Genomic DNA, 20,894 nt, shown 5'->3' on the forward strand with positions numbered 1-20,894 from the left:
ATATTGCGAAGACATTTCACTTGGACGATGGAGATGTATAATTCAAAAAGTATCGAGCAATGATCAAATGTAATGTAACCGTGTGCGGAACGGTCAGCAAGGCTGCGACCTGCCGCACGAACAAGGAGGGCAAGGCCTTTGTGAGCTTTGCCATTAACGTAGTGATTCCGGCGAAGAGCGGGATTAACAAGACCATCGAAGTGTCGGTCATCAAGGACGGAACACTGACGGAGGTGGGCAGCTGCAACATCGGCGAACGCATCGAGGTAGTCGGTGTATTGGTACCGAGGAAACGGGGTGATGCCTTTTACTTCAATCTGTCGGCAAGCAGTATCAGCCACCAGCCTGCCGAAACCGAGGACTGCATCAAGGGTGTGATGGAGTTCCGCGGCAAGGTGGGCAAGAGCATTGAGGACAAGACGGACAAGAATGGTGTGCCGTACTGCCAGTTCTCCGCTTTTAGCGCAGAGAAAGTGCAGGACGGATTTGAATACATCTGGGTAAGTTTCTTCCTCTTCGATGGCAAACGCGAGGTATGGCTACAACCGGGTGTGAAAGCGAACATCAAGGGCGCATTTTCTGTCAGTGTCTTCAATGACAAGTTGGACTTCTCCTGCCGAGTGTCGGAGATGAATGAATATGTTCCGCAGCCCTATAACGGTAAATGACTATGGGAAAGCCTTATGCTAAGGAAGGTCCGAGTGCCGAAGACAAGGCACTCGACCTGTTTGCCGATATGATGATTGAGCGTATTCAGTCGCTGTCGGGCAAAGACGGATGGAAAAAGCCCTGGTTTACCGAGGGAACGCTGCAATGGCCGAAGAACCTGAACGGACGAGAGTACAATGGTATGAATGCGTTTATGTTGCTTCTGCATTGCGAGAAGGAGGGCTACAAGATTCCTCGCTTCTGCACCTTCGACCGCATACAACAGTTTAACAAGACCGGCAAGAAAGAAGAGAATCAAAAGCCTCGTGTGTCGGTATTGAAAGGTGAGCATTCATTCCCCGTGATGCTCACCACGTTTACGGTGGTCAATAAGGAAACAAAGGAACACATCAAGTGGGAGGACTACAAACAGCTTTCTCAGGAGGAGCGCGAGAAGTACAATGTATATCCAAAGCTTCAGACTTACCATGTCTTCAATGTGTCGCAGACCAACCTGAAGGAGGTCAGACCAGAGTTTTGGGAGAAACTGGAACAGGAATACTCGATGCCTAAGGTGGAGAAGGACGAGCAGTTTGCCTTTGAACCCGTGGATAGGATGATAGCGGACAACCGTTGGATATGTCCAATCAAACCCATGTTCGGTGATTCCGCCTATTTCTCAATCAGCAAGAACGAGATTGTGATGCCGGAGAAAAGGCAATTCAAGGATGGGGAGTCTTTCTACTCGAACCTTTTCCACGAGATGGGACACTCAACGGGTGCGGAGGGACAGTTGGACCGCATCAAGCCCGCTACCTTCGGCTCGGCTGAGTATGCACGCGAGGAACTGGTGGCAGAACTGACGGCTGCGCTAACCGCTCAGCGGTATGGAATGACGAAGTATCTGAAAGGAGATTCGGCTGCCTATTTGAAGTCTTGGCTGGATTCGCTGAAAGAGTCGCCGCAGTTCATCAAGACCACGTTGCTCGATGTGAAGAAAGCCACCTCGATGCTCACGCAGCATATCGATAAGATTGCGATGGAGATAGACCAGGAGAAAAAGGCTGAGCAGACGGAAAATGTCGGCAATGAAAAGAAGATGGAGGGAAGTAAGGATGCCGGGCAGGTATATTACGCCTCCGTCGCCTATCTCCAATCAACGGATGACACATCGGAACTGGATAAGCTGAAAGATCGAGGAGACTATGATGGACTGATGAAACTTGCCAAGGATTACTATGACGGTAACGGCATGGACGAGGAGCAGACCTACAGAAAGCCGTGCCAGAACAGAGGCGACGACCTGCTGATAGAGGATAAAGACTTTGCAGTGGTCTATAACGGGAGTGTCGGTGGCACCTACGAGGTATTCCTAAAGCATACGGAACAGGAGGTGCGGGACCATATCACTCGCTATGGCATAGGACGTGCCAGTGAGGACGTAAAGGCAGTGGCGAGGGAAATGACCGCCGAAGAGTTTTCGGAATTGGCGCAACGAAAGATGCCGATATTCCAGATGCCAAATGGTGGTTTGCTGAACCTGCAATATAACAAGGATAAGGATAGTCTGGATGTGGGGACTGTGACCAATGCAGGACTCTCTGTGAAGCACTCCTTCCCTTTCAGCCATGACCATTCTATGGACGCAAACATCAGCTCCGCGTATGAGCAACTGCTCGACATGGAGGAGTACCAGAAGGAAGAGGTACAAGAGGAGCACGTTGCCAAGTCCGCTTTCCGAAGATGAGAGTAGTATCGTAGTATATACTAATCGTAGGCTTTACTACTCATAGTAGGTACTAACAATAGTCAGCCGCAAGGAGTATTGTCCCTGCGGCTGCTTTGGTTATGGAGTTACTTTTGACAGTCTCTTATCCACTCTTTCCAATCTATGTCATCAACAGTTAATTCTTTGGTCTCCCAATCGTAGTCGATGTTTGGCAAATTGGAATATGGGAAATAGATGCTGTACCCGATTTGCCCATAGGAGCAAAATAACGGAGTGACTGCGAGTTCTCGACCATAGTAAGAGGATGGTTGAAGATAGTTCCTCCAACAAAAGCGGTCTCGTTTAATGCAGCGGCAGATATGCCTGATAAGTTGATTACTGTCCATTATCTTTTGTCTTTGGGGGTTATCATATGATGTTCACTTCTTTTCCATTCTATTCAGGAAAGCCTGTAAATCCTCGTCTGGAATGCTCTTCAGTTTCACCGGCTTGAAGCCGTCCAACTGCTCCACCTGAAATATCTCGTCCACTCCATATTTGGAACCATCCACCTTTACGCTCTCCATTTCTTTGACGGAGGTATAGCCATACTCCGTTTCATGCAGACCACATACGATGGTGAATAACGTGGTGTCGTTACCTTCCTGTTGCCCTTCAAGTACGAACCAACGGACGTGTCCGATGAAGAATATTGCCACACAAACGGCATCCTTGCCTTTGCCGTCCTGTGAGTAAAGAGGATAGGATTTCAGTCTCTCCTCCAACGTGGGTGTAATCAATCTGCTTGCCATAGTCAATCGTTGTTAAGTGTTCTGTAATACATTCTGTTCTCTACAAGGTGTTCGATGGTCTCTGCTGCCAATCGGCACACCCACTCGTCACGCTGGTCATAACGACCTTTTTGATAGTCGTTGGCAAGGCGTTCCAAGAAGGCAAACACCACCTTACCTTTTTCGTTGATGAGATAGCGATGGTCATCTGCAAGGGCGTTGCCCACCTTGGCGGCTGAACCCAACTGACCGTTTACGAACCGTGAGAAGCACTCGACAAATGCCTGCTCGTTTTCTGATAATCTATTGTTCATATCCTTTGAATTAAGAGTTAAAAACTTGCCTGATAATAGATGTTTGGCTCACTGCTGACGTTGTAGATATAATCTCCGCAACGCACCAACAAGGCATCCATGCCATAATAGATGCGCTTCATGCCTTTGATGCTTCCGCTCTTGTGAAAGTTGGGGAAACGGCTGATATTGCACTGCTTTCCTTGTTCTTTGCTCAATCTTCTTGTCCTCATATCGTTTAATGTTTGAATGTTCAACTTGTTTTTAACTTCGTTGAAGAAACTCACACTCAGCATAGTGAATAAATTCCCTCTGCGTTCGCTTAACCGTTTCTTTCTTCCCTCCTTTTGAAGCCTTTCGGCTCCGCTTGCCGGGAACTGATTTTTCGTGCATCAAAAGACTGCGGAATGAGGGCGATAAGGCAAGGAAACAGACAGAGGAGTTAATGAAATACCCAAATCTTTGATTTGCGGAAAGCTGTCGTTCAGTCCTCTGCCTGTTAGCATGGCGGTACTTGACCATTCGCCCGGGCAGTAACTTTGCAAAGAAAAATGGGCATCGGTAAGTGGAATAGACACTACAAAACGGGAAAATCATTGATTTTTAGTTCTTTTTTTTGATTTCCTTCTTTGGTTTGAGATAAAATATATAACTTTGCCTCCGAAAAAGTGTCACAAGTGACAGTTTTTCGTAAAACATGATAGTAAACAGATATAGGTACATAGAACAGTTGAGCCGTTCAAAGAACAACGGGCTCATAAAGATAATCACAGGATTGCGACGTTCAGGCAAGTCGTTCCTGCTGAAGAAACTCTTTCGTCAGCATCTGTTGGATGAGGGCGTGAGAGAAGACCATATCCTCGTCATCGACATGGAGAGTAGGAAGAACAGAGAGTTCAAGAACCCGGACTACCTGTTGGACTGGGTGGAAAAGATGATGATTGACGATGAGAACTATTACATCATCATTGACGAGGTGCAGGAGGTGGACGACTTTGTAGAGGTGCTCTCTTCCTTGTCGGTTACCGAAGGGGCGGATGTGTATGTCACAGGCTCCAACTCGCGTTTCCTGTCCTCTGACGTGGTGACGGAATTCCGAGGCAGAGGTGACGAGATACATGTGTGGCCACTATCCTTCAAGGAGTTCATGACGGTGTATGACGGTTCGAAAGAAGACGGTTGGGCTGAATACAGACTGTACGGAGGTTTGCCGCAACTACTTACACAGGTTGGGGATGAGAAGAAGGCTGATTTCCTGCGTCGCCTTTATCGCACGGTATATCTGCGTGACATCTACGAACGGAACAACATAGAACTGAAAGCGGAATTTGAAGAATTGTCGAAGACCGTGGCATCCAGTATCGGCGCACCTGTCAATGCGCTGAATATAGCCAATACATTCAAGTCCGTCAGCAATGTGCAGAGCATAACCGACAAGACAGTGTCGGCTTATTTGGAATATATGCAGGATGCTTTCCTTATCGAAAAATCAGAAAGGTTCGACATCAAGGGACGGAAATACATAGGTTCGTTGTCCAAGTATTATTATCAGGACGTAGGTCTGAGGAATGCTATTCTGTCGTTCCGTCAGAGCGAGCCGACACATATCATGGAGAACGTCATCTACAATGAGATGCGTATGCGAGGATGGCTCGTGGATGTGGGTAACGTCTATCATCGAGTGAGGAATACGGAAGGAAAGCAGCAGAGGGTGACATTGGAAGTGGATTTTGTCTGCAACAAAGGGAGCGAGCGGATCTACATCCAGTCGGCGTGGCGTATGCCCGATGCAGAAAAGATGGAACAGGAGAAACGGTCGTTGCGTCTTGTAGATGACTCTTTCCGTAAACTACTGATCGTGGGAGAACATACCAAGCAGTGGAGCGACGAAAACGGCATACAGATAATGAGTATATATGATTTCCTGCTTGACTGGTCAAGTACTGAGAAACACGGATAAAAAAAAGATATGCGCATAGAATATGCGTTGATACATATATGATTAAGGGAGGGCCTATCCATCACGGACAAGCCCTCCCTTTCTAAAATTTATCAATGAAAAAAAGTTTTAGTGCTCTTGTTCGGAGCTGTATGTCTGGCTATAGATACAGCAGGATTCTGGTATGGCGATTCGCCTCATTGGGCGAGTAATCGTCAATGCCGCCGTCGAAAATCTGAGAGATGGTGCCACTTTCTATGCCACGTTTCATCAGTTCCTCTGCAATGAATCTGGCACGGGAACGGCTGAGGTTGTCATTGATGGCTTCACTGCCCGTGGCACTGTCGGCAGCACCGATGACTTTCACCTTCAAGCCATATTTCTTGGCGATGCGCGCCACTTCATCAAGGTTGACGAGCTGCGACTTGTTGAGCAACCTGTCAGTGCCAAGTTCAAAGAAGAAATAGATGGGCGCACCTATGCAAGCCTTTCCTGAGTGGATGAGCGAAAGGTAATCGTCTTCCGGCTCACTTTCAGCATTGCCATATTCTTCTGTACAAGAGGCGGACTCCACGACCTTTGCCTTTTGACCATTACCATACTTGTCTCTCATTCTTGCTCGAAGGGAGTTGAGACCGCTGTAGTCGTTTCGAGGATAACCGTTTGTGACGGAGGAAGTGGCATCGTCAGAAAAGAGGTGGCCGTATTTGTCCAGAAGTCCCTCGATTGCAAGAATCTTACGCAGCTGTTCCAGAGTCTGACAGTCTCGATCGTGCTGGGCGTGATAGCGGCTGTTGCTGTCAGAAAGGGATGCGGCGTAGGCGGAAAGCCATTCGTTCTGTGCGATGTACGGACGAGCGTCTATCACTCGCTTCCAGCCAGTCTTGCCGATGCGGACAGAGAGGCCGAGGGATGCGGACAGCAGATGGTCGCCAAGGCGGTGTGCCTTGCCATAGTCGTCAAAATCCTGCATGGTGGTCATGTTGCCTATCTCTGCCGTAACAGCAATGCGTGGGGAGAGATGATACTGCCCCTGTATGCCGTAGGAAATGGCAAAGGGCTTGTGGGCATTCACCTTGTTGTGTAGCATACCCACGCCCACGTATGGAATGACACTCCATCGGGCAAAGGTGTGTACATCGTCCTTGTAGAGGTTGCCGAGGACATTCCACATGAAATCAGCACGCAGGTACTGGTAGTCCTGCGAGGAGTTGTTGCAGTCGTTGAACTGCATACCGCCATAGTTCAGACGACCGCCGACGGAAGGTGTGAACCATTTGCCGATCGACACGGAGAATGCCGGTTTCATGCGACCGAATAGGTCGTTGCATCCGAGCGGTTTGCCGAGGAAGACCGTAGTTCCTCCTGCCGCTTGGACAAACCAGTTGTCCGTCCATGGCGAAGCGACCAATGCCCCTTTCATGTAGGAAGGTTTAAGCGGACGAAGCATACCGTCTGCCGAAAGTCTGCGTACAACGGTGGTGGTGTCCGCCGTGCGGTGATAGTCTTTGGCTTGTAAGCCCAATGACAGGGCTAAGCCAAGGGATAGAATAAGTATTTTTCTCATGTTGTTCAATTTAATCTGGTGAATACTATAACAGGTGATACGTGACAGTGCCGCTTATCGTTTCTTCTTTTTGCCGGAAGAGGGGCGCATCATGCGTGCAGCCTTCATCATGCATCGGCGTGCCCAAGCGCGTTCATCCTCGTCATCGTCACGTCCCCATTTGAGGTCGGACGAACTGCCGCCACCGCCATGACCTTCGGCAAAGGTGGTGGCATCATCGACGTAGCCGAGGAATAGAAGCGTGGCACAGTACATCACCTCCGTTCCATTCTCTGCAAAGGCCTGAAGCAGGGAACCGTCAAACACGTCCTTGCCCTCATTGGAAAGCCGTGCTACACGTTCGGAGAACTCGCTGACCATGTTTTCGAGAAGGGCATTTCTGAGAACGGTGTCCGCACCTTGTCGGATAGTATCGGAATATCTGTGTGCCTCCTGCCGCAACTCCTCCGTGCGCTCCTTCATGGCGGTCATCTCCTCACGCAGGGCATCGAGCTTGCGGTCAGCCTCTGAGAGCTTCTCCTGCTTGTCGTCCAGTTTCGACTGGATAGCGGACAGTTCCTGCTCCAGCTCTTGGACTTGCTGACGGAGAGCATCAGGATTGTCGTGACCTGCAAGAACCTGCCGATGCAATTCAGCAAGTGCCGCCTCCTTCTCCGACTTCTCCTGCAAAAGGTTGTTCACCATAGATGTGAGTCCTTTTACTCTCCGCTCTGCCAGACGGATGTCCGACTGTAGCGAGGCGAGTGTCCGCTGATGGGCGGCGACGGACTGCTCAATGGTGGTGCATTGTTCTGACAGCTGGCGGCGGTATTCTTCGGTGGTGCGGTGGCGTGCTCCCGTCTCTGAAACAGAAGTCCCGCGCTCCATGCCCCAACGCTTGTTGACCTCGGCGAACTCGCTGTGCAGGGCTTTCATTCTGGCAGAAAACTCGTACTTGTCCTTTCCGGCAAATATCTGCTTGTATGCAAACTTGCCGTCCTTGATTGGCAAGAGGGTGCAGTGGACGTGTGGATTGGTTTCGTCCAAGTGTACGATGAAAGCGACGATGTTCTCCTCACCGTATTTGTCCGCGACGAAGCGGTAAACATCCTTTGCCCATTCCTCAATGTCCTTGCATCGGTGAAGGTGTGAATTGTCCGCTCCATGAGTCAGATTCACCTTCTGGTCACCGAATGCCAGTTCCGTCATACGCTCACGAGAGCCTCCGAAGATGAAATTGACCACAGTGCGGAAGCGCGGCTCTGCCAGTCCCTCGTTGGGGTCTTTGATTCCACGGCTCCGCAGGATGTCAGCCATGCGCTCCGGGATGCTTCGGCTCTTGTCAATGGGACAGACCTTGCCGCCCCGAATCTCGAAGTTGAGCCGCTCACGGCTGCGGTCGTAGTTGCCTGTCGCTTCAGCGGATCCCCAACCCTTTTCCGTCCAACGGCGTTGGTGCTCGTTGCTCTGTGCTGTGGTGATTCCCTTAGATGGTCGGAAATCCATAACCTGTTTTGGTGTTGCCATAACCTATTTCCTTTTATGTGTGTACAACTCTCCTGTCCCCAGCTTGCTGCTTGTAAGGACAGCCTCCCGATGGTCGGAGACCAAGAGGGGTATTAGGCTACCCAAATTCCCTCATTTCCGACCAACGGGCAAGCCCGATTATTTTACAGCAATGGCAGACGTGTGAAGCACGGTGCCAGTAGAAAAGAAGAAGCGTTATACGATGATTATTAGAGGTCATTAGAGCCTATAATAGTAGGACAGGAAACCTCTTGGTTGGCTATAATGGCAAGGAACGGTCGGCAGAGCGACTGGAACTGCGACTTGATGGCTGCGCTTTCCTGCTGCAAGGCTGGTGAGCTGCCATCCAATGCCAATTCTGATATTGCCTTTGCCGCCTCGATGAATGAGAGCCAGTCTCCTCCCAGGTCTTTGTAAAAGAAGGGAAGAAGGGAGGTGGCGAGGGTGTTATCTGATTTCTGACCAAGCACCTGATGAAAGGTGGCTTCGCAGACAGTTGTAAGTGCGGTCATACAAAAGGCGTGTCCTACAGATTCGGGAATGTTGCTTCCGCATGGCACTTTGCCAATTGAATCGCCATTGTCGGCTTTCTGCAAGAAAATGGCTACTTCCTCTGTAGCATCTTCGTAGAGTTGTTCACATTCCGAGGCGCAAGCCGAAGCGGACATCTTGCCGCTTCGCCATTCGTCCAATGCGGTACGCATCTTCTGGCGGAACACATCCAAGGCTGCGTCAATCGGAGAAACGGCAGGTGTCTCAGCCAACATCGGGATGGTGATAATCTGGCTCTTCGTGAGACGGGTGACGGAAATCTGGTTCATCTTCTCCAACTGCTCGATGAAGGTGCGGACAGTGGCGCGATGCCAATGCCAGCATCCTGCCAGTTCGGTAATGGTGATTACAAACTGCCCGTGGGACAGGCTGAACTCCTGCTTGCACAGATCCTTGGGGATGTACTGTACAGAAGCCTTGTCCACAAGGTCAAGGTAGGCTTCGAGCTTCGACAGCCTTATCCCGGACCTCTCTTTCAAGAACTCCAACAGGGACATCCGTTCAGACATCTTGCCGGAACTCGTTCTATGTTTCTGTTTCTTCATTTCAATAATCTGTTTGGTGAATACTGTTGTTTGTCGCCAGCTCCATTATACAAAAGGAACGGCATGATACAGGTGATACTTAATAGTAGTATATGATGAGCATTTCTGTGTCTTCGAGGAGCATCTTGCGGTCAGCCTTGTTCTTCCACAGCGATATGACTATGCGCGAGGGATAGAACAGTGATGCCAGAAGGACAAAGGAGATGGTGACAGCAAGCGTGAACAGATGAGGAGTGAAGACAAACACCACTGCCGCCAACGCGGCGATGCGGAATGGTGTCCGCTCCTCGTGCAGACGCTGTAGCCACCTCTCTACATCCATAAAGACAAAGAATATGGCAAACGCTATGGTGGAAGCCACTACGCCTATGTCGTTATAGTGTACACAGAGGTAGAGGAAGTGGAACACGTACAGCAGGATGAGCAGCATCAGCCGGTAGAGCTTCCTCGCTGCCACAAGCGCGGTCATGCGCAGATAGAACCGTGTCATAAACTGTCTGCGGCTTCTGTGCAGAATCATCGGCACAAAGAAGAACGCCGACGTCAGGATGAGAAACAGTATCTTACTTGTCATAATATGTATAGCATGTGAATAATGGAAGTGGACTCAGGTCGGGCTGGACGACACCGTGTGTGGCAGTGGATATGATACGCTCCACATCCTCCAGTGTCAGTTCTCCCTTGATTATTCTCTGACGGAAAGCTCCGTCGGTTGTCCGAAGGCTCTTGATAGCCTGTTCCATGTCGTACTCGGCTATCTGCCACACTTGCCCTCTCGTGTAGGGGAAATGATGGTGGATGGCCTTGACCACAAGCACACGGCTGAGGATGTCGGTCATTCTGCCGTTCCTGACTATCGTGTGGTTGCGGACAGTGGCGATGCTCTCAATCTCCAGCCATGTTCGGTGACGGTCGAGAAGATGGATAATCTTCATGTAAAGCGTTTCCTTCATCGGATGGTCGGGAGTTTGCGGCATGACTTTAGCTTTTGTTGTGGACAACAGAATGGAGCGTTGTTGCGGTAGAACAGGACTGTCATCTGGCAAATGTAACTTTCAGATGAAGTCGAGCAGGACTTCCTCCTTGGGCTTCATGTATTTGAAGAATCCGTTCTTGCAGTGCAGGCTGAGGTCGAGGCATACATCTGCCGACATGTGCTCCAGCGAGTCATAGATGGTCACTTTTATCTGGCTGACCATGCCACGCTCATCGGTGGAGCCGTTTACCTTGAACATCCGTCCAAAAGAGGGGTTGGAATAGGCACAGCAGCTGTGCCCGAACTCCGTATGACGGCTTGGAATGTGGTGATAGAGGATTATCATTTCCATCTCGTCTTCGAGCATATCCATCACTTCCTCTATCGTGAAAGGGGTGTTCAACTGGAAAGTAAGAAGCACGTAATCGTCATACTTGACAGGCTTCTCCATCTTGCGCTTGTCCAGCAGTTCTGGCAACTGCAAAGGCACGATGGCAAGGAAATCATCGCAAAACTGTTCTAACATAATCGTATTCTCTGTTTGGGGTGTTTATAATCTTGTGACATAAATCTTCATCATGAGAATGGGCATATCTGACAGGCGTTGCTTGTCGAGGTGCAGCTTCTTGGCCAGGTTGTCCATCTCCTTAGGAAGCGCATCGGCTATCTCGTAGAGGTCTGCCTTGTCCTTGTCGGAGAGCACACTCACGGAAAGGTCATCCATGGACATGAACGGCTGCATCATCATCAGGAGGTAGGCGTGCATGGTGTGCTCGTCCTTTACCCTGCCACTTTTCAGATCCTCGATAGCCGCTTGTGCGTTGCGCAGCAGACGGAGGTTAGTGCGCATGGAGAGATAAATCATTGCATCCTTGTGGGACAAATCTTTGCGGTCGGCGGCACGGAGTATCTCCCGACAGCATTGTTCGGTATTCCGTCTGATGTCACCGATGTCATCGTCAGCAAAATCCGGCAGGTATTGCAGGAAAGATTTGAAATACAAATGCTCTTCCTTGATGAAAGCGAGCAGGTCTTCCTTGCCGTGAATGCCTTGCTTGGCGGATTTTTGCAGGAACAGCAGGTAACGCTTCAGTACCGCCTGTTTACCTCCTCTATTATAGATAGGCAGGCTGTCCAAGGAAGCGAAGAACGGCTGTGCTTCCTTCACGGCTTGCTGTAGTTCCTCATCACCAACATGGGAAGAGGTCTGTTCTCTGAGATAGAGCAGGTCGTGAAAGGTGCGTTGCTTAGACATCGCCATACGGCACAGCTCGATGTGGATGGAGTCGTTCAACTCATGATATATCGCAAATGGGTATGAGTGGGCCTTCCTGATAGTGTCACGTGAGATGCAAGATGTCACGGAATCGTTCAACACGCGCCATTCATTGATGGTCTTTGCCAACGATTGGATGGTGACCTTGTCGCTCTGCCGAAGAGTGGTCAGAAAGCCATGATACTCTCTGATGGCTTCATCGCTTGAATGGAACGACTTCGTGCCGTTTCCGTCTGAACATGCTGTCAGCATGATTACGGCAAACGCAGTGGCAATACAAATGGCAAGTCTGATACCGCCATGCGAGTTTGATTTTGCATTATGCAATATTTGCTTCATGCAATGGAGGTTGGTTTGTCCTCCGAAAAGTTGGGGTTCATATTTCATTGTTGTCATTATTTTGAGTCTGATTTTGAAATTGACGGTGCAAAGTTAATGCGTTTCAGCGATATATTTGCAAGAATGACAGTAAGTTTAATCTTATTTGTGCATCATACTTGCGAGTATGATTTTCAATGAAATCAAGTGAAAAGAAAATGGCAAATTATCGTGTTTAAGTATGATTTTTCGTCCAAGTATGATTGTTTCTCGGAAAAATAGTGTACCTTTGCACTTGATTTCATTTAATAGCGTACAACAGTATGGCAAAAGTAGGTTACATCTTCATCGCCACCAATGGCGAAGAGTATGCAGAAGACAAGGCTTGGATGCAGCAATACGGCTGTGTACAGGTGATAGAGGAACTGTCCGAACATGAAAGGCTGCGCCCGATGTGGAAGCAGCTCATATCGAGTCTGGAGCGCGGCGATGAGCTGGTGGTGTCGAGGTTCAGCAACGCATTGCGTGGCACCCGCGAACTGGCTACACTCATAGAATACTGCCGTGTGAAGGTGGTTCGCATCATTTCCATCCAAGACCGTATCGACACGTTTGACGAACTATTTCCCGACACCAAGCCTTCTCAGGTCATCCGTATGTTTGGGTCACTATCTGAGGAGTGTGCCGTGCTGCGCAAGACATCGGCTCACATCATTCATCTGCAACAGAATATCCGACCGCCCAAGAAGTCGGAAAGGGCACTGTCGAAGCTGGAGCGTGAGAAAAACATCGTGAACATGTACAACGAGGGGCATAGCATTGATGACATCTTCGCCATCAGCGGTTTCACGAGCCGAAGTTCCGTGTTCCGCATACTCAACAAGCATGGTGTGACGCTGAACCGCGGGCCGCACAGCGGACCATTGAAGAAAAGGAATAATAGAGAGGAATAAGAATATGCGTATAATAGGAAATCTTTTGTGGTGGCTTTTCGGTGGACTGGAAGCCGCCATCGGTTATTTTACGGGAAGCTTGGCAATGGCCATCACCATCATCGGCATCCCTGTGGCTTTGCAGACATTCAAGATTGGCTTGTTGTGCTTGTGGCCTTTCGGTGCTGAGGTGAAGGACGCGAAGAGTCCCACCGGCTGCATCCGCATACCGCTGAACATCCTATGGATTGTCTTTGGCGGTCTGTGGGCATGGCTGATGCACGTCTTTTTCGGGGCGCTGCTGTTCATCACCATCATTGGCATTCCCTTTGCCAAACAGCACTTCAAGATGGCAGGACTGTCGCTCGCGCCATTCGGAAAGGACGTAGAACTGCATATATAAAGGACAATGGAAACATTCAAAGACGTTATATCAGGCGACCAACTGGTCTTGGTCGATTTCTTCGCCACATGGTGTCAGCCATGCAAGATGATGCACCCCATCTTGGAGCTGGTGAAGGAAGTATTGGGTGACAGAATCCGCATCATCAAGGTGGATGTGGACAAGTATGGGGTGACTGCAAGCCAGTATGGCATACAGTCTGTACCTACGCTCATGTTGTTCAAACACGGCGAAGTGCTGTGGAGAACAAGCGGTGTGATGCAGAAATCAGAGTTGTTGGCAACGATTGACCCATTCTTGAAGTAATGAAAGCATATACATATATAGATAAAGGTAGGTTCGAGTTAGTGGATAAGCCAAAACCTACGATACAGGAGCCCACGGATGCTATCGTTCGTGTGACGATGAGCAGTATCTGTACGAGCGACCTGCACATCAAGCATGGCAGTGTACCAAGGGCTGTGCCGGGAATAACCGTTGGCCATGAGATGGTTGGCATTGTGGAAGAACTGGGTACTGAAGTCCAGGGATTCCGCAAAGGCGACCGTGTGACGGTGAACGTGGAGACGTTTTGCGGAGAATGCTTCTACTGCAAACATGGCTATGTGAACAACTGCACCTCCCCACATGGAGGATGGGCACTTGGCTGTCGCATCGACGGAGGTCAGACGGAATATGTGCGAGTACCCTTGGCACAGCAGGGGCTTAACCACATTCCCGATGGCGTGACCGATGAACAGGCATTGTTTGTGGGTGACGTGTTGGCCACAGGTTTCTGGGCAGCTCGCATCAGTGAGATTACGGAAGATGACACTGTGCTGATTATCGGAGCAGGACCTACAGGCATCTGCTCCTTGCTCTGCACGATGCTGAAACATCCCAAGCGCATCATCGTCTGTGAGAAATCAGAAGAAAGACGCGCCTTCGTCAAGCAACACTATCCCCATGTCCTGCTGACTACACCAGAGAGATGTCCCGACTTTGTTATGAAGCACAGTGACCACGGAGGAGCCGACCGGGTGATGGAGGTTGCGGGAGGTAAGGACACATTCCAACTGGCATGGCAATGTGCACGACCAAACGCCATAGTAACGATTGTAGCCCTCTACGACGAGCCACAGGTGCTGCCACTGCCTCAGATGTACGGCAAGAACCTCACCTTCAAGACGGGAGGTGTGGACGGCTGTGACTGCGAAGAGATACTTCAGCTCATCAAAGAAGGCAAGATAGATACCACTCCGCTCATCACGCACCGCTATCCGCTTGCATGGATAGCGGAAGCCTACGAACTTTTCGAGCAGAAGCGGGATGGAGTCATTAAAGTAGCCATAATCAACTAATAATCGTAGATATGGAATTCAGACAGAAAGTCAAAGAGGCTTTAGGATATTATGTGTATGCCTTGGTTGATCCAAGAAACAGTAAAATATTCTACATAGGCAAAGGTAAGGGAAACAGGGTTTTCCAACATGCAGAGGCTGCTCTTTTAGATAATACCCCTAATCTGAAACTTGACACCATTCGAAGCATCATATCAGAGGGGAAAGAGGTAGCTCACTACATTGTCCGTCATAATCTTGAAGAAAAAGAAGCATATCTGGTAGAGTCCACCTTGATAGACATGCTGACATATTCAAGATTCAATCACAATAACCAGTTGACCAATCTCATGGCTGGTCACCACCAATGGGATGAAGGTATTATGAGCATAGAAGAACTCAACATCTTATATGATTGCCCAAAGATTGAAATAAAGAATGGGGATTACATACTTTTGGTAAATCTCAATCAAAGTTATAATCAAGCTAAAGCTAATGGGGTTTATAAGAGATACGACATTTATGAGTCAACTCGTAAATATTGGAAAATAAGTAGTGAAAAGGCATCACACATAGGATATGTACTTGGCGTATATAAAGGTGTTGTTAGATGTGTCATTAAAGTCAAGTCATATTCATTTGTCACGCAAGCAGAGGACGGTACTATCTTTCCAAAACCTCGTTGCTGCTTTGAAGGAAATACCTATTCGGATTCTCTTTATATGAATAAAGATGTCAGTGAATACCCTTTCGGTAGAGGTGGTGCTATTAGATATATAACGACAAAATGAAGATAGAAGAAGCCATAGTATATGTGATGGTGAAGCGAAATGGCGGCATGACAACTGACCAGATAGCCGATGCCATCAATCGTAATGGGCTGCACCTGAGAAAGGACGGTCAGCCTGTGACAAGCAAGCAGGTGTATGCAACAATCTGCCACTTCCCTGAAATGTTCACAAAAGAAGCTGGCAGAATCATGTTAATGATATGACGTAACGATATGACAATAGATACGACCAATATGTGCTCACTCCTTCAAAAGATGCTGTTTGAACCCGAAGGTGTGTATTATCCGATATGGCAAGCCATGCAGGATGATGAGACCTTGACGGCTATCGTTAGAAGCAGGCAGCTGCACATATACAGGAATGGGAAGAAGATTCTCGTTTTGGCAGGTAAGGCACAACCGAAGGTAATACGAGAAGATAAGTTGAATAAATTGATAACACAACAAATAGAATAAAAATGAAATCATTTGGACAAAAATCTTGGATGCTTCCACAGCCGGTACTGATTATCGGCACATACGACAAGAACGGCAAGCCCAATGCAATGAACGCTGCTTGGGGTGGTCAATGGGACGCAAAGGAAATTATGATTGCCATGGGCGCACATGCCACTACGGAGAACCTGAACAACTGCCCTGACTTCACCGTGGCATTTGCTACAAAGCAGACCATGGTGGCAGCAGATTTCGTAGGCATCGTATCTGCCAAGAACGATGCGGATAAAATGGCGAAGACAGGTTGGAACGTCGAGAAGTCGAAGAATGTAAACGCTCCCGTCTTTACAGACTTCCCTATGACATTGGAATGTCGCATCAAAGAGAAAATAGACGAGTCGGAAGAGGGCTATTACATCGTGGCTGAGATAGTGAACATTCTGGTAGATGAAAAGTTTCTTGCCGAGGATAGCAAACCAGACGTGGAGAAGATGCAGCTCATCACCTACGACCCTGTTCATCACGGCTATATCGCCTTGGGGCAGCGTGTGGGCAATGCGTTTGCAGACGGCAAGCAGTTGAAATAAGGATTGAAAAGCATGACCAAACTCCGTTGCGTCGTAGAGCGCATCACATACCAGAATGCCGAGAACGGCTATTCGGTGATGAAAGTCAAGGTGAAAGGGTACGATGACCACGTCACCTTGGTGGGCAACCTGCTGGAAGTGCCGGCAGGGTCGGTGTTGCTATGCGAAGGCGAATGGAGGGTGGATAAGCGGTACGGACAGCAGTTCCAGTGCGAGACGTGGGAGGAGGTGATGCCTGCCACGGCTTATGGCATAGAGAAATACCTGGGCAGCGGACTGGTGAAAGGCATAGGCCCGAAGTTCGCCAAACTCATCGTTGGGCATTTCGGAACGGACACCATCGAAGTGATCGAGACAGACATTGAGCGGCTCTACGAGGTGCCGGGCATCGGCAAGAAGCGTGTGGAGAAGATACGTGAGAGTTGGGAGAAGCAGAAGGACATCAAGAACGTGATGCTCTTTCTGCAGGGCTTCGGAGTGAGCACGGCATACGCAGCGAAAATCTACCGTCAGTATGGCAAGGAGAGCATCGATAAGGTGAAGGAGAACCCCTACCGACTGGCTGATGACATCTGGGGCATCGGCTTCAAGACCGCCGACGGCATCGCCCGCAAAATGGGATATGAGATGAACGACGAGAGGCGGTTACGTAGCGGACTCATCTACACGCTCAACCAATTGGCAGACGAGGGGCATTGCTATGCGGAGGAGGAACAGTTGATAGCCACGGCAAAGCAGATGCTCGAAGCCGACGAGGAGTGCATCCGCACCGCCATGACCCATGCCATCGAGACGGAAGACCTGATGCTCGACGGCACTGCCATCTACCTGCCGCCGTTCTATTATGCCGAGTGCGGCACTGCAAACCGCCTGAACACATTGGTACATACGAAAGAAGAGGGTTCTATATTCACCACTCGCTTTGACCTTGGCAAACTGCAAAGAGAGACTGGCATTGAATATGACGAGGTGCAGGTGGAAGCCATCCGACAGGCCATAGCCTCGAAAGTGATGGTGCTCACGGGTGGACCAGGCACGGGAAAGACCACCACGACCAAGGCCATCATCGCCGCACTGCAGTCGGCAGGTATGCGCATACTGCTTGCCGCTCCCACCGGTCGTGCCGCCAAGCGGATGAACGAGGCGACAGGCATGGAGGCGAAGACCATCCACCGACTGCTGGAATACAATCCGCAGGACGGCTACAAACGGAATGACGAGAACCCCTTGGAGGGGGATGCACTGATTGTGGATGAATGCTCGATGATAGACATCATCCTGATGAACAACCTCACGAAGGCACTGCCCACGACGATGCGCTTAGTGCTCGTTGGCGACATCGACCAGTTGCCCAGTGTGGGAGCTGGCAATGTGCTGCGCGACATCATAGATTCTGGTGTCATCCCAGTGGTAAGACTGACACGCATCTTCCGACAAGCACAGTCGAGCCGCATCGTGATGAGTGCCCATGCCATCAACCGTGGCTGCTTTCCTGACATCAGCAATGGTCAGCACACCGACTTCTTCTTCATGAAGCAGGAAGAGCCGGAGAAGGTGGCGGAGACCATCGTCTCGTTAGTGCGCGACCGACTGCCCAAGGCTTACCGCCAGCCGACGGCGAACATACAGGTACTCACGCCCATGCAGCGCGGCGTGGTGGGGGCTGCCAACCTGAATATGGCTCTGCAACAGGCACTGAACCACAACACGGCGGCACTCGTCCGTGGTGGCTACACCTTCAAGGAGGGCGACCGTGTGATGCAGTTGCGCAACAACTACGACAAGGATATATATAACGGCGACCTCGGCTATGTGCGCTCCGTGGATATGGAAGAACGCACGCTGACGGTGAATTTCGACGGTCAGATGGTGGAGTATGAAGCGTCGGAACTGGACGAACTGACCCTTGCATACGCCACCACTATCCACAAGTCGCAAGGGTCAGAATATCCCATTGTAGTGATGCCGGTGCTGATGACCCACTATGTGATGCTCCAGCGCAACCTCATATATACAGGAATCACCCGTGCCAAGAAGATTTGTGTATTGGTGGGTCAGACCAAAGCCCTTGCCTACGCCATTCACAACATGAAGGTGTTGAAGCGCAACACCCGGCTGAAGGAACGTCTTGCCCCCGTCGCCACTGATTCCGCCGCCACTGCACCAAACAGCGCACGGCAATACGCACTGCCTACTGAGGCAATTCAGATGGCAGCGGAAGAGAGAGTACAATACGGCGACAAAGAAAAGTCGTAGTACACTCTATGAAACGGTTGAAGACTCGCTCATCTGTCTCTGCGAAAGTCGTTTCGTCTCTCTCCGCCGAACAAAGCTCTGAGCACATTGCCCAAAGCTCCGAACACGAAGTAGCAAACGATGATTGCAACAATATCGTCCATAAGCATTTTCTGTTTTATGGGTTATACACTATTATGAAGATTCACTATGTCCAAGCCCTGCTGCTTGGCTTCTCTGACGGTGTAGAACGTGCCGCCCTTGGGATTGCCATCGAAGTAGACTATGAGTCTTGAACTGTGGTTGACCATGTAGTCATTGCGCCTCAGAAGGCAGCCATTGTAGTATCGCTCGCTCAATACGACCACTTCATCCACGATGCGTAGGATGGCATCATACTTGGCTTGCTCTTCCTTGCTCCACCTGTCAGACTGACCACGGAACGGCACAACGGCTATCACCTGCAAGTCCTTCAACTCGCATTGCAACGAAAGGGCGGCTTCTGCCGCCAGCAGGTCAAATCCCATTGCCATGCCACAATAGAAATACCGGTAGCCGTCGGCATACGCCTTGGCTATCTCCGATTTGAGACATTGCTTCAACTCCCTCCGCTTGGCGAAGGGTACGCTGCGGTGTCCGCTGAAGCATACGGACACTGCCTTGTCGTACTTTGTCATACTTTACCTTACTTTATAATGTGTGCGTGCGAGGAACATACCGCCAATAACACATGCCCCGAGACTTTCGAGTTGGTTGGCATACTTGGCATAGCTGAGACCCTTGGTTATCACATCGTCAAAGACCAACACCATTTTATTGTCGAAGAACGGCTCATCAAACTCAACGACATTCGCCTTGCGGACTTCATCCTCGTTTTTGCGGTTATCGTGGATGGTCTTACGCTCTCCGCATACCCTCACGTGCTCGTAGCCGTTTTCCGCTCCTGTCAGTTCACAAACCCTGTGGCAGAAAGCCTTGTAGCGGAGTTCGTTGCTTTCGCTTGTGGATGCCGGAACGGGGGCGAAGACGATGTTCACGCAACCCTTGCCGTAGAGTGTCAGCATATTCTCTGCGGTGCGCTGCGCCACTTCCTCGTAGGCTCTTCCGTCCTTGAAATCGAACACTAATTGTCTGTCGGCAATCTCTTTCTCACCCACATTGCGGATGCGTGCGGGATAGTATTTGCAGAACCAAGTCTGAGGCTTGTCTAACTGCTTTTGGATTTGATAGTCATTCTTGTGTGCCATTGCTCTGATGTTTTTTCTTCCCTTTTTTCGGAGGCTTTTCCTGCCTGCCCAAGGGATATTTTTTGCTTTTCAAGAGTGATGGCGAACAAAAAGCCAAATCGGGAGCGAGAAATACGCTCTGCGAGCAGAGGAAGATTTTTCGGTCAAATGCAATGGACGATTTGGTGTTTGAACAATCGCCAGCATTACCTTTGCAAAACAATATCCGCAGCGGCAAGGCAGGCGAAAAGAAATCTGTTATGTAAAAGAGGAACCAGGGCGGGATGGCGTGGGACGAAGCTGTATTTGGGGATGAACGTAAGTTGATATAAGGGAAAAGAGAAAATGGTTTGAAAATGTAGGGACAAAAACCTTATATCGGGCAAGATGCGTATTTATAAATGTCAAGCACCAATGTCTTATATTAGGCTTGGATAGTATTTCCTAAAAGTAGTATCGACTACGAGTAGTACAATAGCCGAATAGTGTTTACTACCATACTACAGATAGTAAAGCCTGTTCATAGAAGAGATAGCGGTATCATCGTCTGTCCGGCGATGATACCGCACGGCACTCATGTATCATGCCGCTTTAGGTATTCGGTCATTGCCTCGTTGACAATATCACGCAAGGACATCCCTTTCTTGATGGCGAGGTACTTCATCCTCGTGTGGATGCTCTTGTTGATAAGGAAGTTGCAATGCACCGGCACTTCGGTAGTCTCAGAAACGGATTGTGAGGAGTCCATTTCTGTGGCTATCTGCTCCTTTGTGGGCTTCTTTGTGGAAGAAAGGAGTCCGTTGAGACCGCCTTTCATTCCCTCTTTCAACATACTGCTCTTGCTCATG

The 20,894-nt window shown here is 49.6% G+C and carries 25 protein-coding genes; 12 read left to right on the plus strand and 13 right to left on the minus strand.

The genetic code is table 11. The annotated features are described in order from the left end of the window. Positions 1-59: 59 nt before the first annotated feature. Together IX315_RS03540 and IX315_RS03545 are read left to right on the plus strand one after the other, a co-directional pair. Positions 60-668 carry a hypothetical protein gene (locus IX315_RS03540; protein WP_211837171.1) on the plus strand — a complete coding sequence of 203 codons (609 nt, stop codon included), beginning with the start codon at positions 60-62 and terminating at the stop codon, positions 666-668. A gap of 2 nt (positions 669-670) precedes the next feature. Beyond that, positions 671-2,395, plus strand: a complete 1,725-nt coding sequence (locus tag IX315_RS03545) for a zincin-like metallopeptidase domain-containing protein (protein ID WP_211837172.1) — start codon at positions 671-673, stop codon at positions 2,393-2,395. 401 nt (positions 2,396-2,796) lie between these two features. On the opposite strand, the gene IX315_RS03550 is transcribed toward IX315_RS03545, so the two are convergent. Genes IX315_RS03550 through IX315_RS03560 form a run of 3 tightly spaced genes read right to left on the minus strand, consistent with a single transcriptional unit; the run spans position 2,797 to position 3,673 of the window. Continuing rightward, complete coding sequence (locus IX315_RS03550) at positions 2,797-3,168, minus strand: DUF2958 domain-containing protein (protein ID WP_211837173.1); 372 nt, start codon at positions 3,166-3,168, stop codon at positions 2,797-2,799. Positions 3,169-3,170: 2 nt separating this feature from the next. Continuing rightward, positions 3,171-3,461 carry a sulfide:quinone reductase gene (locus IX315_RS03555; RefSeq protein WP_211837174.1) on the minus strand — a complete coding sequence of 97 codons (291 nt, stop codon included), beginning with the start codon at positions 3,459-3,461 and terminating at the stop codon, positions 3,171-3,173. A 17-nt stretch (positions 3,462-3,478) separates the two neighbouring features. Next, positions 3,479-3,673, minus strand: a complete 195-nt coding sequence (locus IX315_RS03560; RefSeq protein WP_211837175.1) for a hypothetical protein — start codon at positions 3,671-3,673, stop codon at positions 3,479-3,481. Positions 3,674-4,137: 464 nt separating this feature from the next. Here IX315_RS03560 and IX315_RS03565 point away from each other — a divergent pair, with 464 nt between their 5' ends. Then, positions 4,138-5,400 (plus strand): ATP-binding protein, encoded by a 1,263-nt coding sequence (locus IX315_RS03565; RefSeq protein WP_211837176.1) that lies wholly within the window; start codon positions 4,138-4,140, stop codon positions 5,398-5,400. A 139-nt stretch (positions 5,401-5,539) separates the two neighbouring features. On the opposite strand, the gene IX315_RS03570 is transcribed toward IX315_RS03565, so the two are convergent. The 7 genes from IX315_RS03570 to IX315_RS03600 form a co-directional block, all read right to left on the minus strand. After that, positions 5,540-6,946: an OmpA family protein gene (locus IX315_RS03570; protein WP_211837177.1), complete on the minus strand. Its 1,407-nt coding sequence runs from the start codon at positions 6,944-6,946 to the stop codon at positions 5,540-5,542. 54 nt (positions 6,947-7,000) lie between these two features. Next, positions 7,001-8,452, minus strand: coding sequence for a MobV family relaxase (gene mobV, locus IX315_RS03575; RefSeq protein WP_211837178.1), 1,452 nt, complete (start codon positions 8,450-8,452; stop codon positions 7,001-7,003). A 209-nt stretch (positions 8,453-8,661) separates the two neighbouring features. After that, positions 8,662-9,549 (minus strand): hypothetical protein, encoded by an 888-nt coding sequence (locus IX315_RS03580; protein ID WP_211837179.1) that lies wholly within the window; start codon positions 9,547-9,549, stop codon positions 8,662-8,664. 79 nt (positions 9,550-9,628) lie between these two features. Beyond that, a complete protein-coding gene (locus tag IX315_RS03585; RefSeq protein WP_211837180.1) occupies positions 9,629-10,123 on the minus strand; it encodes a hypothetical protein in 495 nt (164 codons plus the stop codon). Continuing rightward, on the minus strand, positions 10,113-10,526 hold the full coding sequence (locus IX315_RS03590; protein WP_211837181.1) for a hypothetical protein: 414 nt from the start codon (positions 10,524-10,526) through the stop codon (positions 10,113-10,115). Before IX315_RS03590 ends, IX315_RS03585 begins: the two co-directional genes overlap by 11 nt. Positions 10,527-10,604: 78 nt before the next feature. Beyond that, positions 10,605-11,051, minus strand: a complete 447-nt coding sequence (locus IX315_RS03595; RefSeq protein WP_211837182.1) for a hypothetical protein — start codon at positions 11,049-11,051, stop codon at positions 10,605-10,607. Positions 11,052-11,075: 24 nt separating this feature from the next. Continuing rightward, positions 11,076-12,188: a hypothetical protein gene (locus tag IX315_RS03600; protein WP_211837198.1), complete on the minus strand. Its 1,113-nt coding sequence runs from the start codon at positions 12,186-12,188 to the stop codon at positions 11,076-11,078. Positions 12,189-12,442: 254 nt separating this feature from the next. Between IX315_RS03600 and IX315_RS03605 the strand changes: the two genes are divergently transcribed. The 9 genes from IX315_RS03605 to recD2 are packed head-to-tail and all read left to right on the plus strand — an operon-like array spanning position 12,443 to position 18,841. Continuing rightward, positions 12,443-13,072, plus strand: a complete 630-nt coding sequence (locus IX315_RS03605) for a recombinase family protein (protein WP_211837183.1) — start codon at positions 12,443-12,445, stop codon at positions 13,070-13,072. Positions 13,073-13,076: 4 nt separating this feature from the next. After that, on the plus strand, positions 13,077-13,454 hold the full coding sequence (locus IX315_RS03610; RefSeq protein WP_149882317.1) for a YccF domain-containing protein: 378 nt from the start codon (positions 13,077-13,079) through the stop codon (positions 13,452-13,454). A 6-nt stretch (positions 13,455-13,460) separates the two neighbouring features. Beyond that, positions 13,461-13,760: a thioredoxin gene (trxA, locus tag IX315_RS03615; protein ID WP_149876683.1), complete on the plus strand. Its 300-nt coding sequence runs from the start codon at positions 13,461-13,463 to the stop codon at positions 13,758-13,760. Further along, positions 13,760-14,794, plus strand: coding sequence for an alcohol dehydrogenase (locus IX315_RS03620; RefSeq protein ID WP_211837184.1), 1,035 nt, complete (start codon positions 13,760-13,762; stop codon positions 14,792-14,794). The genes trxA and IX315_RS03620 overlap by 1 nt, the downstream gene beginning before the upstream one ends. A gap of 11 nt (positions 14,795-14,805) precedes the next feature. Further along, positions 14,806-15,564: an LEM-3-like GIY-YIG domain-containing protein gene (locus tag IX315_RS03625; RefSeq protein WP_211837185.1), complete on the plus strand. Its 759-nt coding sequence runs from the start codon at positions 14,806-14,808 to the stop codon at positions 15,562-15,564. Continuing rightward, complete coding sequence (locus IX315_RS03630) at positions 15,561-15,767, plus strand: hypothetical protein (protein WP_149876680.1); 207 nt, start codon at positions 15,561-15,563, stop codon at positions 15,765-15,767. Before IX315_RS03625 ends, IX315_RS03630 begins: the two co-directional genes overlap by 4 nt. Positions 15,768-15,776: 9 nt before the next feature. Next, entirely contained in the window at positions 15,777-16,019 is a 243-nt protein-coding gene (locus IX315_RS03635) for a hypothetical protein (protein WP_211837186.1), read from the plus strand. Between the two features lie 2 nt (positions 16,020-16,021). Next, entirely contained in the window at positions 16,022-16,585 is a 564-nt protein-coding gene (locus IX315_RS03640) for a flavin reductase family protein (protein ID WP_211837187.1), read from the plus strand. Positions 16,586-16,597: 12 nt separating this feature from the next. After that, on the plus strand, positions 16,598-18,841 hold the full coding sequence (gene recD2, locus IX315_RS03645) for an SF1B family DNA helicase RecD2 (RefSeq protein ID WP_211837188.1): 2,244 nt from the start codon (positions 16,598-16,600) through the stop codon (positions 18,839-18,841). Between the two features lie 164 nt (positions 18,842-19,005). Here recD2 and IX315_RS03650 read toward each other — a convergent pair whose 3' ends face one another. The 3 genes from IX315_RS03650 to IX315_RS03660 all read right to left on the minus strand — a co-directional run bounded on the left by IX315_RS03650 (position 19,006) and on the right by IX315_RS03660 (position 20,893). Beyond that, positions 19,006-19,497: an SLOG family protein gene (locus tag IX315_RS03650; protein WP_211837189.1), complete on the minus strand. Its 492-nt coding sequence runs from the start codon at positions 19,495-19,497 to the stop codon at positions 19,006-19,008. Positions 19,498-19,500: 3 nt separating this feature from the next. Beyond that, positions 19,501-20,067, minus strand: a complete 567-nt coding sequence (locus IX315_RS03655; protein WP_025830721.1) for a ribonucleotide-diphosphate reductase subunit alpha — start codon at positions 20,065-20,067, stop codon at positions 19,501-19,503. A gap of 553 nt (positions 20,068-20,620) precedes the next feature. Then, on the minus strand, positions 20,621-20,893 hold the full coding sequence (locus tag IX315_RS03660; RefSeq protein ID WP_211837190.1) for a plasmid partition protein ParG: 273 nt from the start codon (positions 20,891-20,893) through the stop codon (positions 20,621-20,623). Position 20,894: the final 1 nt, after the last annotated feature.

Origin of the sequence: Porphyromonas levii (genome assembly GCF_018206105.1) — a bacterium.
Classification (GTDB): domain Bacteria; phylum Bacteroidota; class Bacteroidia; order Bacteroidales; family Porphyromonadaceae; genus Porphyromonas_A; species Porphyromonas_A levii.

Excerpts from the sequence above, each read along its gene's own strand:
- IX315_RS03540 (WP_211837171.1), top strand. The coding sequence starts at position 60 with ATGATCAAATGTAATGTAACCGTGTGCGGAACGGTCAGCAAGGCTGCG.
- IX315_RS03545 (WP_211837172.1), top strand. The coding sequence starts at position 671 with ATGGGAAAGCCTTATGCTAAGGAAGGTCCGAGTGCCGAAGACAAGGCA.
- IX315_RS03550 (WP_211837173.1), bottom strand. The coding sequence starts at position 3,168 with ATGGCAAGCAGATTGATTACACCCACGTTGGAGGAGAGACTGAAATCC.
- IX315_RS03555 (WP_211837174.1), bottom strand. The coding sequence starts at position 3,461 with ATGAACAATAGATTATCAGAAAACGAGCAGGCATTTGTCGAGTGCTTC.
- IX315_RS03560 (WP_211837175.1), bottom strand. The coding sequence starts at position 3,673 with ATGAGGACAAGAAGATTGAGCAAAGAACAAGGAAAGCAGTGCAATATC.
- IX315_RS03565 (WP_211837176.1), top strand. The coding sequence starts at position 4,138 with ATGATAGTAAACAGATATAGGTACATAGAACAGTTGAGCCGTTCAAAG.
- IX315_RS03570 (WP_211837177.1), bottom strand. The coding sequence starts at position 6,946 with ATGAGAAAAATACTTATTCTATCCCTTGGCTTAGCCCTGTCATTGGGC.
- mobV (WP_211837178.1), bottom strand. The coding sequence starts at position 8,452 with ATGGCAACACCAAAACAGGTTATGGATTTCCGACCATCTAAGGGAATC.
- IX315_RS03580 (WP_211837179.1), bottom strand. The coding sequence starts at position 9,549 with ATGAAGAAACAGAAACATAGAACGAGTTCCGGCAAGATGTCTGAACGG.
- IX315_RS03585 (WP_211837180.1), bottom strand. The coding sequence starts at position 10,123 with ATGACAAGTAAGATACTGTTTCTCATCCTGACGTCGGCGTTCTTCTTT.
- IX315_RS03590 (WP_211837181.1), bottom strand. The coding sequence starts at position 10,526 with ATGCCGCAAACTCCCGACCATCCGATGAAGGAAACGCTTTACATGAAG.
- IX315_RS03595 (WP_211837182.1), bottom strand. The coding sequence starts at position 11,051 with ATGTTAGAACAGTTTTGCGATGATTTCCTTGCCATCGTGCCTTTGCAG.
- IX315_RS03600 (WP_211837198.1), bottom strand. The coding sequence starts at position 12,188 with ATGAAATATGAACCCCAACTTTTCGGAGGACAAACCAACCTCCATTGC.
- IX315_RS03605 (WP_211837183.1), top strand. The coding sequence starts at position 12,443 with ATGGCAAAAGTAGGTTACATCTTCATCGCCACCAATGGCGAAGAGTAT.
- IX315_RS03610 (WP_149882317.1), top strand. The coding sequence starts at position 13,077 with ATGCGTATAATAGGAAATCTTTTGTGGTGGCTTTTCGGTGGACTGGAA.
- trxA (WP_149876683.1), top strand. The coding sequence starts at position 13,461 with ATGGAAACATTCAAAGACGTTATATCAGGCGACCAACTGGTCTTGGTC.
- IX315_RS03620 (WP_211837184.1), top strand. The coding sequence starts at position 13,760 with ATGAAAGCATATACATATATAGATAAAGGTAGGTTCGAGTTAGTGGAT.
- IX315_RS03625 (WP_211837185.1), top strand. The coding sequence starts at position 14,806 with ATGGAATTCAGACAGAAAGTCAAAGAGGCTTTAGGATATTATGTGTAT.
- IX315_RS03630 (WP_149876680.1), top strand. The coding sequence starts at position 15,561 with ATGAAGATAGAAGAAGCCATAGTATATGTGATGGTGAAGCGAAATGGC.
- IX315_RS03635 (WP_211837186.1), top strand. The coding sequence starts at position 15,777 with ATGACAATAGATACGACCAATATGTGCTCACTCCTTCAAAAGATGCTG.
- IX315_RS03640 (WP_211837187.1), top strand. The coding sequence starts at position 16,022 with ATGAAATCATTTGGACAAAAATCTTGGATGCTTCCACAGCCGGTACTG.
- recD2 (WP_211837188.1), top strand. The coding sequence starts at position 16,598 with ATGACCAAACTCCGTTGCGTCGTAGAGCGCATCACATACCAGAATGCC.
- IX315_RS03650 (WP_211837189.1), bottom strand. The coding sequence starts at position 19,497 with ATGACAAAGTACGACAAGGCAGTGTCCGTATGCTTCAGCGGACACCGC.
- IX315_RS03655 (WP_025830721.1), bottom strand. The coding sequence starts at position 20,067 with ATGGCACACAAGAATGACTATCAAATCCAAAAGCAGTTAGACAAGCCT.
- IX315_RS03660 (WP_211837190.1), bottom strand. The coding sequence starts at position 20,893 with ATGAGCAAGAGCAGTATGTTGAAAGAGGGAATGAAAGGCGGTCTCAAC.